The sequence below is a fragment of the Nocardia sp. NPDC004415 genome, from assembly GCF_053602435.1.
Genome location: NZ_JBSGDP010000005.1, coordinates 144869 through 158011, shown reverse-complemented (window position 1 = coordinate 158011; position 13143 = coordinate 144869). Strand labels below are relative to the sequence as shown.

14 protein-coding genes are annotated in these 13143 nt (G+C 71.5%); 9 read left to right on the top strand and 5 right to left on the bottom strand.

Translation table 11 applies throughout. The features are described 5' to 3' along the window. Positions 1-2: 2 nt before the first annotated feature. Positions 3-1040: an LLM class F420-dependent oxidoreductase gene (locus ACWEMY_RS04320; RefSeq protein ID WP_452388832.1), complete on the bottom strand. Its 1038-nt coding sequence runs from the start codon at positions 1038-1040 to the stop codon at positions 3-5. 151 nt (positions 1041-1191) lie between these two features. On the opposite strand from ACWEMY_RS04320, the gene ACWEMY_RS04315 reads away from it, so the two are divergent. After that, positions 1192-1851 (top strand): cyclodeaminase/cyclohydrolase family protein, encoded by a 660-nt coding sequence (locus tag ACWEMY_RS04315; RefSeq protein WP_452388831.1) that lies wholly within the window; start codon positions 1192-1194, stop codon positions 1849-1851. 2 nt (positions 1852-1853) lie between these two features. On the opposite strand, the gene ACWEMY_RS04310 is transcribed toward ACWEMY_RS04315, so the two are convergent. Then, positions 1854-2735: an NADP-dependent oxidoreductase gene (locus ACWEMY_RS04310; protein ID WP_452388830.1), complete on the bottom strand. Its 882-nt coding sequence runs from the start codon at positions 2733-2735 to the stop codon at positions 1854-1856. Positions 2736-2810: 75 nt separating this feature from the next. On the opposite strand from ACWEMY_RS04310, the gene ACWEMY_RS04305 reads away from it, so the two are divergent. The 3 genes from ACWEMY_RS04305 (at position 2811) to ACWEMY_RS04295 (ending at position 5203) form a co-directional block, all read left to right on the top strand. Continuing rightward, a complete protein-coding gene (locus tag ACWEMY_RS04305) occupies positions 2811-3236 on the top strand; it encodes a winged helix-turn-helix transcriptional regulator (RefSeq protein WP_452388829.1) in 426 nt (141 codons plus the stop codon). 162 nt (positions 3237-3398) lie between these two features. Beyond that, on the top strand, positions 3399-4151 hold the full coding sequence (locus tag ACWEMY_RS04300; RefSeq protein ID WP_452388828.1) for a L,D-transpeptidase: 753 nt from the start codon (positions 3399-3401) through the stop codon (positions 4149-4151). Between the two features lie 200 nt (positions 4152-4351). Further along, positions 4352-5203 carry a hypothetical protein gene (locus ACWEMY_RS04295; RefSeq protein ID WP_452388827.1) on the top strand — a complete coding sequence of 284 codons (852 nt, stop codon included), beginning with the start codon at positions 4352-4354 and terminating at the stop codon, positions 5201-5203. A gap of 10 nt (positions 5204-5213) precedes the next feature. On the opposite strand, the gene ACWEMY_RS04290 is transcribed toward ACWEMY_RS04295, so the two are convergent. After that, on the bottom strand, positions 5214-6065 hold the full coding sequence (locus ACWEMY_RS04290; protein WP_452388826.1) for a bifunctional 5,10-methylenetetrahydrofolate dehydrogenase/5,10-methenyltetrahydrofolate cyclohydrolase: 852 nt from the start codon (positions 6063-6065) through the stop codon (positions 5214-5216). A gap of 169 nt (positions 6066-6234) precedes the next feature. On the opposite strand from ACWEMY_RS04290, the gene ACWEMY_RS04285 reads away from it, so the two are divergent. Together ACWEMY_RS04285 and ACWEMY_RS04280 are read left to right on the top strand one after the other, a co-directional pair. After that, entirely contained in the window at positions 6235-7107 is an 873-nt protein-coding gene (locus ACWEMY_RS04285) for an ElyC/SanA/YdcF family protein (RefSeq protein WP_452388825.1), read from the top strand. A gap of 41 nt (positions 7108-7148) precedes the next feature. Further along, on the top strand, positions 7149-7952 hold the full coding sequence (locus ACWEMY_RS04280) for a putative protein N(5)-glutamine methyltransferase (protein ID WP_452388824.1): 804 nt from the start codon (positions 7149-7151) through the stop codon (positions 7950-7952). A 120-nt stretch (positions 7953-8072) separates the two neighbouring features. Here ACWEMY_RS04280 and ACWEMY_RS04275 read toward each other — a convergent pair whose 3' ends face one another. Both ACWEMY_RS04275 and ACWEMY_RS04270 read right to left on the bottom strand, forming a co-directional pair. After that, positions 8073-8900, bottom strand: coding sequence for an SDR family NAD(P)-dependent oxidoreductase (locus ACWEMY_RS04275; RefSeq protein ID WP_375928381.1), 828 nt, complete (start codon positions 8898-8900; stop codon positions 8073-8075). A gap of 32 nt (positions 8901-8932) precedes the next feature. After that, a complete protein-coding gene (locus tag ACWEMY_RS04270) occupies positions 8933-10507 on the bottom strand; it encodes a succinic semialdehyde dehydrogenase (protein ID WP_452388823.1) in 1575 nt (524 codons plus the stop codon). Positions 10508-10652: 145 nt separating this feature from the next. Between ACWEMY_RS04270 and ACWEMY_RS04265 the strand changes: the two genes are divergently transcribed. From ACWEMY_RS04265 to ACWEMY_RS04255, 3 genes are all read left to right on the top strand, one after another. Further along, positions 10653-11333 carry a TetR/AcrR family transcriptional regulator gene (locus ACWEMY_RS04265; RefSeq protein WP_452388822.1) on the top strand — a complete coding sequence of 227 codons (681 nt, stop codon included), beginning with the start codon at positions 10653-10655 and terminating at the stop codon, positions 11331-11333. A 74-nt stretch (positions 11334-11407) separates the two neighbouring features. After that, positions 11408-12109 carry a response regulator gene (locus ACWEMY_RS04260; RefSeq protein WP_375928387.1) on the top strand — a complete coding sequence of 234 codons (702 nt, stop codon included), beginning with the start codon at positions 11408-11410 and terminating at the stop codon, positions 12107-12109. Beyond that, positions 12106-13125 (top strand): HAMP domain-containing sensor histidine kinase, encoded by a 1020-nt coding sequence (locus ACWEMY_RS04255; RefSeq protein ID WP_452388821.1) that lies wholly within the window; start codon positions 12106-12108, stop codon positions 13123-13125. Before ACWEMY_RS04260 ends, ACWEMY_RS04255 begins: the two co-directional genes overlap by 4 nt. The last annotated feature ends 18 nt before the right edge of the window (positions 13126-13143 follow it).

The window sequence follows — 13143 nt, the reverse complement described above, 5'->3', positions numbered from 1 at the left end:
GGTCAGCAGAGGCCGCGCAGCTGCTCGATCAGCTTGATCCGGCCCGGGGCGTCCTCGGCCAGCGGCACGACGTTGAGCGTGGTGACGCCCGCCTCGGCCATGGCCGCGACGCGCTCCTTGACGAAGCTCTCGGTACCGATCAGCGACACGTCGCGGACCAGGTCGTCGGGCACGGCCTGCGCGGCGGCCTGCTTGTCGCCGGCCAGGTACAGCTCCTGGATGCGGTCGGCGGCGGCGCCGTAGCCGTACTTGGTGGCCAGGGTGTGGTAGAAGTTCTTGCCCTTGGCACCCATGCCGCCGATGTAGAGGGCCAGGTGCGGCTTGACGAATTCCAGCAGCGGCGTGACGTTCTCGCCGATCGCCAGCGGCGGGCCGGCGAAGATGTCCAGCGCGCCGAGCGCCGGATCACGCTTGGCCTTACCCGCGGCCAGCGCGTCGCCCCAGACGTCGTTCGCCTTCTCCGGCAGGAAGAAGATGGGCTGCCACCCGTTGGCGACCTCGGCGGCCAGTTCCACGTTCTTCGGGCCGAGTGCGGCCAGCAGCACCGGGATGTCCTCGCGCACCGGGCGATTGATCAGCTTGAGCTCTTTGCCCAGGCCGGTGCCACGCTCGGCGGGCAGCGGGATCTGGTAGTACTTGCCCTGGTAGTTGAGCTTCTCGCGCCGCCAGACCTTGCGGCAGATCTCCACCAGCTCGCGGGTGCGCCCGATCGGGGCGTCGTAGGGCACACCGTGGAAACCCTCGATCACCTGCGGGCCGGAGGCGCCGATGCCGAGGATGAAGCGGCCGTCGGAGACGAAGTCCAGGCCCGCGGCGGTCATCGCGGTCAGGCTCGGGGTGCGGGTGTAGAGCTGCAGGATGCCCGAGGCCAGCTGCACGCGTTCGGTGCGAGCGGCCAGGTAACCCAGGGCGCTCACCGCGTCGAACGAGTACGCCTCGGGCACGAAGACGATGTCGAGACCGGCGCGTTCCAGGTCGGCGACCTCGGCCGCCACCTCCTTGAAACCGCCCGAGTAGTTGATGCTCAATCCGATGCGCATGACACCCAACATAGCCTCGGGCACCCGACGGACCCCGACCGGTCGGTCTGTCGGCACAGGTGCTGGTCGGGCGGGGTTCCCGGGCGGGCACCCGGTAGCGTTGACAACGATCACCGTCGCAGTTCTCGCCGCATCGAAAGGCCACCCCGTCGTGTCGCAGCCCACCGTCTCGCCGCAGCAGCTCGCCCCCTCCTTCGGTGCGGTGACCCTCGAGCAGTATCTGTCGGATCTGGCCGCGAAGGTGCCCGCCCCCGGCGGTGGCGCGGTGGCCGCGCTGCACGCCGCCCAGGCCGCGGCGCTGGTGGCGATGGTGGCGCGCTACACCACTCGCGCCAAGGACGCCGAGCACAAGCCGGTCGTGGAGCGGATCATCGAGGCCGCCGACGCCGCCCGCGCCCGCGCGCTGGCCCTGGCCGAAGCCGACGCCGCCGCGTTCACCGCGGTCGGTGCCGCCTACAAGCTGCCCAAGGACTCCGAGGCCGAGCAGGCCGCGCGCACCGCCGCGATCGAGGCCGCGCTGGTGGAGGCCGCCCGGGTGCCCGCCGCGGTCGTGGACGAGGCCGACGAGATCCTGTCGCTGGCCGCCGAACTGCTCCCGATCGGCAACCCGAACGTGGTCACCGACATCGGTGCCGCCGCCGACGCCGCCCGCTCCGCCGCGCTGAGCTCGCAGCTCAATATCGAGATCAATGTCGCCTCGCTGCCCGCCGCCCTCGGCGACCCCTTCGCCGCCACCCTGCTGCGCGTGGACACCATCGCCGCGCGCGCCGACGCCCTGCACGGCGACGTGCTGCGTGCCGTGCGCGGCTGAGTTCAGCCCGCGGTGAGCACGATCTTGCCGCGGACCCCACCGAGTTCGCCGCGCCGATGCGCCGCGGCGAGCTCGGTGATCGGCAGGATCTCGGCGATGTGCACCGACAGCTCACCCCCGCCCACTGCGGCGGCGAGGTCGTCCAGCGCGACGGTCGACGGCTCGACGAAGAATCGCTCGACGCGGGAATCCCGGTGTGCCGCCGGGCCTTCCAGGGCGATCACGCGGCCGTCCGGGCCGAGTACCCGCAGTGACCGCTCGGTGTGGTCGTCACCGATGGTCTCCAGCACCAGGTCGACCTCACCCACCGCGGTGGTGAAATCCACGGCGCGGTAATCGATCACGTCCTCGGCACCGAGATCGCGCAGGTACCCGTGGTGTTCGGGTCGCGCGGTACCGATGACCCGCGCGCCCCGGCGCACGGCGATCTGCACGGCCAGGTGCCCCACTCCCCCGGCGGCGGCGTGCACCAGCACCCGCGTACCGGGCTGCACCGCGGCCAGCGCCTGCCATGCGGTGAGCCCGGCCACCGGGAGCGCCGCGGCCGTCACCGGGTCGAGCCCGGCGGGGACCGCGGCCAGCCGATCCTGGTGTGCCACCACGTATTCGGCATTGGCGCCACCGAAGACCATCCCGAACACCGTCTCCCCGACCGCGAACCGGGCCGCGCCCGCGCCGCGTGCGACGACCACCCCGGACACATCGAGCCCGAGGACCAGCGGTGGCGCGCCGAGCTTGTCGTTGCGGCCGCAGCGCACCTTACGGTCCGCCGCGTTCACACTCGTGGCCACCACACGCAGCAACACCTCCCCCGGACCCGGCTCCGGTCGCGGCGCCTCCTCCCGCTCGAACACCTCGGGACCGCCGAACACTGTCTGCACCATCTGCCACATGTGATCGAGTCTGCGGGGTGCGGTCTCTTCCGGGAAGTAGGCACCTTTCGGATAGTGTGGTACCTCATGGATACCACCGAGCGCGCGAGTTCCGTCGAGGCGTTCCTGCGTGACTGCCCCGCGCGACAACTGCTCGGCGTGCTCGCCGACAAATGGGTGCTGCTGGTACTGGGCACCCTGCGCGCGGCCGACGGGCCGGTGCGGTTCAACGAGCTGCGCAGGCGCCTGGACGGGATCACCCAGAAGATGCTCACCAAGACGCTGCGCGATCTCGAACGCGACGGACTGGTGCGCCGCGCGGTGTATCCCACCGTGCCGCCCCGGGTCGAGTACTCGATCACCCCGCTGGGCGCGGATCTGGGCGGGATCAGCGCGCAGATGGGCGCCTGGGTGGTGCGCCACCACGACGAGATCGCCGCCGCCAGAGCCGAATTCGACGCCGCGCTGGCCGTCGAGCCCACGCCGCTGCCCCGGCCGGGTCGCGCGCACTGAGCTCCGGTCTCGAACCGGGAACGATTTTTCGAGTGCCTCACCAGCACGAACACAAGACGACACTCCGGCGGGCCGGGCGGCCGTTATCACTTCGATAGGTCGAGTTGATCATGGCGGCCTAGACTTGGTGTCCGCCTACGAGTGAGTGAAGGGGTGGCGTTTATGAGGAGCGCACTTCGTTTCCTGTTCGTCCCGATCATGGCGGCACTACTGGCCGTGTTCTGGTCCGGAGCCGCGTCCGCGGCGGTCGTCGCCGACACACCGGACGCCCGGCTCACCGGGATATCCCCCGCCGCCGGGCAGGTCGTCGGCATCGCCGCCCCGGTGACGTTCACCTTCGCCGCCCCCGTCACCGATCGGGCGGGTGCCGAGCGCGCCGCCTCGGTCCGCGCGGGCGAGGCACTGCCGGGCACCTTCGCCTGGCTCGACGACACCCACCTGCAGTGGACCGCCGCGGGCACGCTGCCCGCGAGCTCACCGATCTCGGTCGGATTCGGTACCCAGCGCACCGAATTCCAGACCAACGGCGGGGTCTACGCCGAAGCGAACATGTCGGCGCACACCTTCACCGTGAGCATCGGCGGCCAGGTGGTGCGGACGATGCCCGCCTCGATGGGCAAGCCCGGCTTCGAGACGCCGACCGGCACCTTCCCGGTGCTGGAGAAGTTCCGCTCGCTGGTCTTCGACTCGCGCACCATCGGCATCCCGCTGGACTCGCCCGAGGGCTACATCATCGACGGCGAATGGGCCGTGCGGCTCACCTGGGGCGGGGTGTTCGTACACTCGGCGCCGTGGTCGGTGGACTCGCAGGGCAATGCCAATGTCAGCCACGGCTGCATCAATCTCGCCCCCGACGACGCCGCCTGGTACTACGAGAACGTCGGCATCGGCGATCAGGTCTACATCCACTGGTGACGCGAATCGCTCGTGGCATTCGGCGATCCCACCGTCAGCGCAGTATCGTGCCTCGTAACGAAATCGTTGCGAGACAGACCTGACGGCGACAGCCTGATGAAGGTGGGGCGATGGATCGACCGGATGCACACAGACCGACCGGGGCTCGGCGGCCCCGACACCGGGTCGAAGGCGGGCCGACCACCCCCGCCGGGATTCCGGTGATCCCGGTCTCGGCCGTGCTCACCGAGGACAGCTTCCCCACCGATCGGCTCCCGGTGGTCGGTGGACGCTTCGATCCCGTCGCGCGCCACGCGCTCGCCGACACCGCGTTCGCCATCGAGGAGCCCGACAACGGCCCCGACACCGACGAACTGCCGATCATCACCCCCGACACCCGCGCCCCCGAGCCCGTCCGCGTTCCCGCACCGCTGCCCGCCCGCGCACCGTGGGAGCCGCAGGACGAGCCGGAACCCGAAACCGACCGTCCCGCACCGGATTACCTCGGCGACGACGAGGTCTTCGCCCGGATGATCGACCGCTCGCGCCGCCGCCGCATGCCGCGCTGGGCGGCCCCGCTGGCGGCCTCGGTCGCCGGCGCGGTGCTGATCGGCGGGGGCTGGTTCCAGTTCAGCGGTCCCGCACCGGAATCCACCGCGTCGAGCACGCCCATCGAGAGTGTGGCCGCACCCGCGGCGGGTGCCTGCCCGCCCCAGCAGATCGGCAGCCAGGTGCAGGGCAACGGGCCCGGCGGCACCGAGAACGGGATCGCGGCCATCCTCGCCTTCCAGCACGCCTACTACGTGGCGCGCTCCGGTGACCAGGCACGCACCCTGGTGGCCGCGAACGCCGCGCTGCCCACCGGCTCCGAGATCCAGGCGGGCATCGACACCATCCCGATCGGCACCACGCACTGCCTGGCGATCTCGCCCGCGGGCTCCGACGGCCGCTACCAGGTGACGATCACCGAATACCGGCCCGACGAGGTGCCGATCCGCTACAACCCGCAGCTGGTCGGCACCGCCGAGATCGGCGGCAAGACTCTGATCACCTCGATCGGGCCCGCGCGCTAGACCGAGCCGTTCAGGCGCGGGCCTTCTCGGCCGCGACGACCACATGGCGCATGAGCAGCGCGGTGGTCACCGGGCCGACCCCGCCGGGGACCGGGCTCAGCGCGGCGGCCTTGCCGAGGACCGCGGCGGCGTCCACGTCACCGACGATGCCACCGTCGGCGGCCTCGTTGGTGCCCACGTCGATCACGACGGCGCCCTCGGCGATGTGCTCGCCGGTGACCAGCCCGATCCGGCCCGCGGCGGCGACCACGATCTCGGCGGGCGCGGTGACGGCGGCCAGATCCGCGGTGCGCGAATGCGCCACGGTGACCGTCGCGTGCTCGGCCAGCAGCAGCTGCGCGAGCGGCTTGCCGACGATGTTGGAACGCCCGACCACGGTGACCGGCCTGCCCCGCAACGCGATGCCGTGATGCTTCAGCAGCTCCACCACCGCCTCGGAGGTGGCGGGCACGAAGCCGTCGAGGCCGGAGGCCAGCAGGCCCAGCGACAGCGGGCTCACGCCGTCGACGTCCTTGCTCGCGGCGATGGCCGAACTCACGTCGTCGAGGGCGACACCGGCGGGCAGCGGGGTCTGCAACATGATCGCGTCGGTGGCCGGGTCGGCGCTGCGCGCGCTCAGCTCGGCGCGGATCGTCTCGGCGCTCGCGTCGGCGCCGAGATCGATGCGCTCGCAGGCGATGCCGAGGCGTTCGGCGGCCTTGCGCAGCGAGTTCACGTACCAGGCGCTGGCCGGGTCGTCGTTGGCGACGATCAGCGCCAGCGTCGGGGCGGTGCCCGCGGTCGTGAGCGCGGCGGCGCGCTCCTTCGTGTCGGCGTTGATGGCGGCGGCGAGTTCCTTGCCGGTCAGCGAAGCGGTATCCACGGTGGGTCAGCTTATCCGCCGCCGGGCGGGCACCGGACCGCCGGGCCGCGACGCGCGGAACGGCCGAGCCTCCCCGGCACCGCGCGGGACCGCCCGTACTGTGTCGGCAGCTCTGCCGTCAGCTCTGCCAGCACGTACCGATCCGTTCGCGGGAAGGGTGTCGACTGTTGTGAAGATCTCCAGGCATTGGAAGCAGGTGGCCGCGGCCGCCGCCGTGGTGGCCGCACTCACCACCGCCGGGGTCGGCCCGGCCGGCGCCGAAGGCGAGGCGACCGCGCTCTACAACTCGGCCCAGCAGCATTTCCTCGACGGTGACGACGCCGCGGGCCGCGCCGATCTGCGCGCCCTGATCGCCGCCGACCCGCACGACACCGAAGCGCTGGCACTGCAGGCGATCTGGTCGCACTACGCGGGTGATCCGGCCGCGGTGGGCGAGGCGCTGGGCCGCCTGGGCGCCGTCGACGCGGGCATGGCCGCGGGCACCGACCGGGTGCTGCGCGCGGTGACCGCCGCGGTCTCCACGCTGCCCAATCCGCTGCCCGCGCTGGTGGGTCCGCAGACCGGCATCGTGGTGCTGGGCTACGGCCTGCTGCCCGACGGCGCGCTGCGCCCCGAACTGGAGAACCGGCTCACCGCGGCCTGGATCCAGGCGGTCGCCGCGCCGTTCTCGCCGGTCGTGGTCACCGGCGGCAATCCGCAGAACGGCATCTCCGAGGCCGAGGCGATGCGGCGCTGGCTGATCGGGCGCGGCCTGCCCGCCGATCGCATCCACGTGGAGGACCGGGCCGGGTCGACGGTGCAGAACGCGCTGTTCAGCACCCGGCTGCTGCGCGATCTGGGCGCGACCAGCGCCGTGGTGGTGACCTCGCCGAACCACATCCGCCGCGCGGTCGCCGATTTCATCGTCGCGGGCACGAATGTGGTGGGCGCGATGACCTCGCTCGAACAGCTGGTCTCGCAGCTGCCGCCGCCAGCGCGCAGTGCCCAGCGCGGGATCTATCTCGACGCCACCCGCACCTTCGAACTCGACAGCTCCCGCTGAGCCACCGGTAGTTCACTTGCCCGGCACGGGACAATCTCCGCATGGGTGATTCCACGACCGGTCCGGTGATCGCGGCGCTGCGCCGTGCGGGCTGTGTGTTCGCCGAGAACGAGGCGGCCTTGCTGATCGAGGCCGCCGCCGGTGACCCGGCCCGGCTGGACGACCTGGTCGGGCAGCGGGTCGCGGGGACGCCGCTCGAGTATCTGCTGGGCTGGGTCGAGTTCCGCGGGTTGCGGGTCGGGGTGCGGCCGGGGGTGTTCGTACCGCGGCAGCGCACGGCGTTCCTGGTGGAGCAGGCCGTGCTGGGGGTCGCGGACGGGTCCGAGCAGGTCTGTGTCGTCGACCTGTGCTGCGGGTGCGGCGCGCTCGGGCTCAGTGCCACCGGTGAGCTGGCCGCGCGCGGGCACAGCGTGGAACTCGTCGCCGCCGATATCGATCCGGTCGCCGTCGAGTGCGCCCGCGCCAATCTCGCGCCGGTGAGCGCCCCGGTGTTCACCGGCGACCTTTTCGACGCGCTGCCCGCCGATCTGCGCGGGCGCGTCGATGTGCTGCTGGCGAATACGCCGTATGTCCCCAGTTCCCGGGTCGCGGATCTGCCGCCCGAGGCGCGCGAGCACGAGCCGCTGGTCGCCCTCGACGGCGGGGCCGACGGGCTCGACGTGTTCCGCCGGGTGGTCGCGGGAGCCGCCCGCTGGCTGGGACCGGGTGGATCGGTGTTGATCGAGATCGGGAACGGGCAGATCGATGCCGCCGACGCCGCGCTGGTCGCGCACGGGCTGGTGCCCCGGATCGAGCAGTCCGAGCAGTACTACGCGACGGTCGCGATCGGCACCCGGCCGAGGTGATCGCGCGCCACCTCGCGCGTGGCCGGTGGTGGCGGCAGTCGATGCAACCCGGCGCCCGGTGCCGGAAACGGCGCTGCCCCCGCCGATTCCCGGGTCGGCGGGGGCAGTGGCACCGGATGTCTACTTGCGGCCGGTGAACTGGTCCATCGAGTGGTACACGCCCACCGCGTTGAGGTAGAGGTCGCGGATCTTGATCGGCAGCAGGCCGGTCAGCGCGCGGTTCATCCGCGAGGTCCACGGCAGCACCACCAGGGCGCCACCCTTCTTCATCTCCGACCACGAGGTGTCGACCACCTCGTTCTGCTCGAGCATCGGGGTGAACAGGATGCCCTTGGCGCCGTCGAACATGCCGGTGTTGATGTAGGTCGGACAGACCGTGGTCACCTTGACGTGCGCGTGGCCCGCCTGCTCGAGCTCCAGGCGCACCGAGTCCGACCAGCCCAGCGCCGCCCACTTCGAGGCCGCGTAGACGGCCATGCGCGGGTTGGCCACCAGACCGGCCGAGGACGCGATGTTGAGGATGCGCGCCTCCCCGGCACCGGCGACCATGCCGGGCAGGAACTCCAGGGCGATGTACATCGGGGCCAGCGAGTTGATCGCCATGGTCTTGTCGATGTCGGTGCGGTTCTCGGTTTCCCAGAAGTAGGTGTTGCCGCGCACGATGCCCGCGTTGTTCACCAGGATGTCGATGCCGCCGACGGCCTTGCGGACCTCTTCGGCGGTCTCGCGGATGGAGTCCTGCGAGGACACGTCCACCACGAACGGGTGCACCTTGCCGCCCTGGGCGGTGAGCTGGGCGGCGGTCTCGCGCAGGGCGATCTCGTTGACGTCCCACAGCACCACCGCGTCGGCGCCTTCGCGCACCGCGTGCTCGGCGAACAGCTTGCCCAGGCCCATGGCGGCACCGGTGACCAGCACCCGCTTGCCCGCGACCGTTTCCAACTTCATCTGGCTACCTACCCCTGCTTCTGTTCTCGCTGCTACTTCTGGCGCAGCGTCTTCATGACGCCGAAGACCAGCGTCATCGTCTTGGCCCACATCTGCTCGGACATGCCGGGCAGCGGCGCGATCGGCAGCACCCGCTGCACCGCGACGGTCTGGGTGTCGATGTACTTGAGCAGGCCCTCGGGACCGTGGCGACGGCCCTGACCCGAGATGCCGAGACCACCGGACGGCGCGTCGACGCTGCCCCACGCGGCGATGAAGCCCTCGTTGACATTGACCGAGCCCGCGTTGATCTGCGCGGCGACGCGCTTGCCGCGCTCGATGTCCTTGCTCCACACGCTGGCGTTGAGGCCGTAGGCGGTGTCGTTGGCGGCCTCGACGGCGGCCTCGTCGGAGTCGACCTTGTAGATCGAGACGACCGGACCGAAGGTCTCCTCGCGGTACACGGTCATCCCGGGCTCGACGCCGGTCAGGACGGTCGGCTCGTAGAAGTACGGGCCCAGGTCGGGGCGGGCACGGCCGCCGGCGAGCACCTTGGCGCCCTTGGCGACGGCATCGTCGACGTGGGCGGTGACGGTGTCGAGCTGACGCTGGAAGGTCAGCGAGCCCATGTCGCGGCTGTAGTCGAGCTCGCCACCCAGCGACATGTTCTTGACGTTGCCGACGAATTCGGCGACGAACTGGTCGTAGACCGAGGCGTCGACGTAGATGCGCTCCATCGACTCGCACAGCTGACCGGCCGAGGCGAAGCTGGCGCGCACGGCCAGCTTGGCCGCCTTGGACACGTCGGCGTCGGCGAGCACCAACAGCGGGTTCTTGCCGCCGAGCTCGAGCGAGTAGCCGATCAGGCGCTCGCCCGCCTGCTGGGCGATGGTGCGGCCGGTGGCCGAGGAGCCGGTGTAGTCGACGTAGTCGGCGCGGGCGATCACCTCGCCGCCGATCTCGCGGCCGCGGCCGAGGACCGCCTGCCACAGCCCGCGCGGCAGGCCCGCGCGCTCGGCAGCATCGATGGCCCACAGCGCCGAGAGGGCGGTCTGGTTGTCCGGGCGGGCCACGACGGCGTTGCCCGCGATGAGGGCGGGCAGGGCGTCGGAGGCCGACAGGGCCAGCGGGTAGTTCCACGGCGAGATGACCGCGACGACACCCTTGGGCCGGTGGTGCACCTCGACCGAGGTGAGGACCGGCAGCACGCCGCGCGGCTTGCGGTCGGCCAGCAGCTTGGGCGCGACGGCGGCGTAGTAGCGCGAGTTCAGCGCGACGTCGGCGACCTCGTCGAAGGCGTGCGGGCGGGACTTGCCGGTCTCGGTCTGCACGATGTCGAGGATGGTGTCCTGCTCGGCGAGCACGAGGTCGTGGAAGCGGCGCACGATCTCCACGCGCTCCTTGACCGGCACCTTGGCCCAGTCGCGCTGCGCGTGCCGGGCCACGGCGAAGGCGCGCTCGATATCGGCGATCGAGGACTGCGGCAGGTCGCCGATCTTGTGTCCGGTGGCGGGCGCGAAGACCGCCACCGAGGGCGCGCCACCGGCCACACCGCGATCGAACAGGGGCTTGACCAGGCTGGTCGGCAAGGCGGTGGGTTCGGCGGTCAGCTCGGGGGCTGTCGTCATTGTCGGCCCTTCTCCTCAACAGATGGGTCGCGCGGAGCGGTCGCGCTCGTTCGGCTATTTGCTGAACACTAGTGTTAGATTAATAGCCGGGGCCGGTCCCGTGTCAAGCTTTCCGTCGAGGTTCGACGGCTGTGAGGGAGGTGCGATGACCGCAGATCCGACCGCCGCGCGTCGTGGGCGGCCACCGCAGACCGAGGAGCAGGCCGAGGAGGTCCGCGCCCGGATCATCCTGGCGACCGCCGAGGTGTTCACCCGCAACGGTTCGCGCGGACTCAGCGTCGCCCAGATCATCGAGCAGGCGGGCCTGGCCCGGCCGACCTTCTACCGCTACTTCGGCAATGCCTCCGAGCCGCTGCGCGCGGTGCTCGACGCCTCCAACGACGGCCTGGTCGGCGGGATCAGGGCGGCGCTCACCGGCACCGACGAGCCCGTTCAGCTGGGCATCCGGCTCATCGACGCCTACGTCGACTGGGCGCGCGGGCACGGGCCGATGCTGCGGCCGCTGTTCGCCGAGCTGCACGATCCGGGCTCGCCGGTCTCGGCCTATCGCGAACGCGCCCTCGACGACATCCGCGATCTGGTGCGCAAGACCTTCGGCGAGCTCGGCCGCCCCGCGCCCAGCCCCCTGGACCTGGACGCGGCCCTGCACGTGTGCGAGTACGTCGTCTACCGGCTCACCGTGGGCACCGAACCCGGCAGCGATCCCGATCCCGCGCTGGCCTCGGAGGCCCGCGTCACCATGATCCGGCTGCTGCTGGTCACCCTGGGCACCCGCGACGACCTCGCCTACGCGATGGAACTGCCCGGGCTGTTCCCGAACCTCTGACCGCGGCTCGGTCCACACAGAATCTCCACAACTGCGGACAGCCCTCTCCACACCCGCTCGCTAGGGTCTCAGCCATGGAACTCAGTGGGGGCACGACAGGGCAGGCGGTGCGCCGGGTCCTGGTCGTGGACGACGAGGTGACGATCGCCGAGTCGGTGGCGGCGCGGCTACGCGCCGAGGGCTTCGCCGTCGATCTGGCGCACGACGGACCGGGTGCGGTGGCCGCGGCCGCCGCGGGGGAACCCGATCTGGTCGTGCTGGATGTGATGCTGCCCGGTTTCGACGGGCTCGAGGTGTGCCGCCGGATCCAGGCCGAGCGGCCGGTGCCGGTGCTGATGCTCACCGCGCGCACCGACGAGACCGATCAGCTCGTCGGCCTCGGTGTCGGCGCCGACGACTACCTGACCAAACCGTTCTCGATGCGGGTGCTGGCCGCCCGGGTGCACGCGCTGCTGCGCCGGGTGGAGCGGGCCGCCGAGCGCGGCGACACCAGCATCGTCGTCGGCGACCTGCGCATCGACCTGGATCAGCGCCGGGTCTGGCGGGGTGAGGCCGAGGCGCGGCTCACCCCGCTGGAGTTCGACCTGCTGGCCCGGCTGGCCCAGCGGCCGCGGGCGGTGCTGGCGCGCGAGCGGCTGCTCGAGGACATCTGGGACTGGTCCGACGCGGCGGGCACCCGCGCGGTGGACAGTCACGTGAAGGCGTTGCGCCGCAAGCTCGGCGCCGATCTCATCCGCACCGTGCACGGTGTCGGGTACGCGCTGGACGCGCGATGACCGCGCTGCTGGACCTGGTCGCCGAGCGGCTGCCGCGTCCGCTGGACCGGTTGCGGTCGATCAAGCTCAAACTCGCGGTGCTGATGGTGAGTTCGGGGGCGCTCGCCTTCGCCTACTTCTGGGTCCGGATCGGCTGGCTGCCCACCTTCACCACGCTCACCGCCATGATCATCGCGCTGGTCACCTCGCAGTTCCTGGCCCACGGCATCACCCGTCCGCTGCGCGAGATGACCGCGGCCGCGCGGCGGATGGCCCACGGCGACTACAGCTTCCGGGTGCGCGCGACCTCGCGCGACGAGGTGGGTCAGCTGGCGACCGCGTTCAACCAGATGGCCGCCGATCTGGCCGCCGCCGACCGGCAGCGCCGCGACCTCATCGCCAATGTGTCGCACGAGCTGCGCACGCCGGTGACCGCGCTGCACGCCGTGCTGGAGAACCTGGTCGACGGGGTGAGCGAGCCCGATCCGGCGACCCTGCGGACCGCGCTGGCCCAGACCGAACGGCTCGGGCTGCTGGTCTCGGAACTGCTCGACCTGTCCAGTATCGAGGCGGGCGCGTTCACCCTCGACCGCGAAACCCTGCCGCTGGCACCGCTGCTGGCCGAGGTGATCGCCGAGGCCGAGGTGATGACGGCGGCGCTGGGTCGCGGGGTGCGCTTCACCACCTCGATCCGGCCCGCGGCGGCCACCGTGTACGCCGACCGGGCCCGGCTGCACCAGGTGCTGTTCAACCTGCTCGACAACGCGGCCCGGCACGGCCCGTCCGGCGGTGAGGTACGCGTGTCGGCCACCGCGCAGGCCGGGGCGACCGTGCTCGAGATCCAGGACGACGGGCCCGGTATCCCGGAATCCGACCGCGCCACCGTCTTCGACCGTTTCACCCGCGGTGGCCGCACCGACGGCGGCGGCACCGGCCTCGGCCTGGCCATCGCCCGCTGGGTGGTCGACCTGCACGGCGGCACCATCGCCGTCGCCGACCCCGGATCCCGCATCCGCGTCGTCCTGCCCACCACCTGACCTTTTCCCGATCACCCT

Coding starts and splice junctions, on each gene's coding strand:
- ACWEMY_RS04320 (WP_452388832.1), bottom strand. CDS start 1,040: ATGCGCATCGGATTGAGCATCAACTACTCGGGCGGTTTCAAGGAGGTG.
- ACWEMY_RS04310 (WP_452388830.1), bottom strand. CDS start 2,735: ATGGTGCAGACAGTGTTCGGCGGTCCCGAGGTGTTCGAGCGGGAGGAG.
- ACWEMY_RS04305 (WP_452388829.1), top strand. CDS start 2,811: ATGGATACCACCGAGCGCGCGAGTTCCGTCGAGGCGTTCCTGCGTGAC.
- ACWEMY_RS04300 (WP_452388828.1), top strand. CDS start 3,399: ATGAGGAGCGCACTTCGTTTCCTGTTCGTCCCGATCATGGCGGCACTA.
- ACWEMY_RS04280 (WP_452388824.1), top strand. CDS start 7,149: ATGGGTGATTCCACGACCGGTCCGGTGATCGCGGCGCTGCGCCGTGCG.
- ACWEMY_RS04275 (WP_375928381.1), bottom strand. CDS start 8,900: ATGAAGTTGGAAACGGTCGCGGGCAAGCGGGTGCTGGTCACCGGTGCC.
- ACWEMY_RS04270 (WP_452388823.1), bottom strand. CDS start 10,507: ATGACGACAGCCCCCGAGCTGACCGCCGAACCCACCGCCTTGCCGACC.
- ACWEMY_RS04265 (WP_452388822.1), top strand. CDS start 10,653: ATGACCGCAGATCCGACCGCCGCGCGTCGTGGGCGGCCACCGCAGACC.
- ACWEMY_RS04260 (WP_375928387.1), top strand. CDS start 11,408: ATGGAACTCAGTGGGGGCACGACAGGGCAGGCGGTGCGCCGGGTCCTG.
- ACWEMY_RS04255 (WP_452388821.1), top strand. CDS start 12,106: ATGACCGCGCTGCTGGACCTGGTCGCCGAGCGGCTGCCGCGTCCGCTG.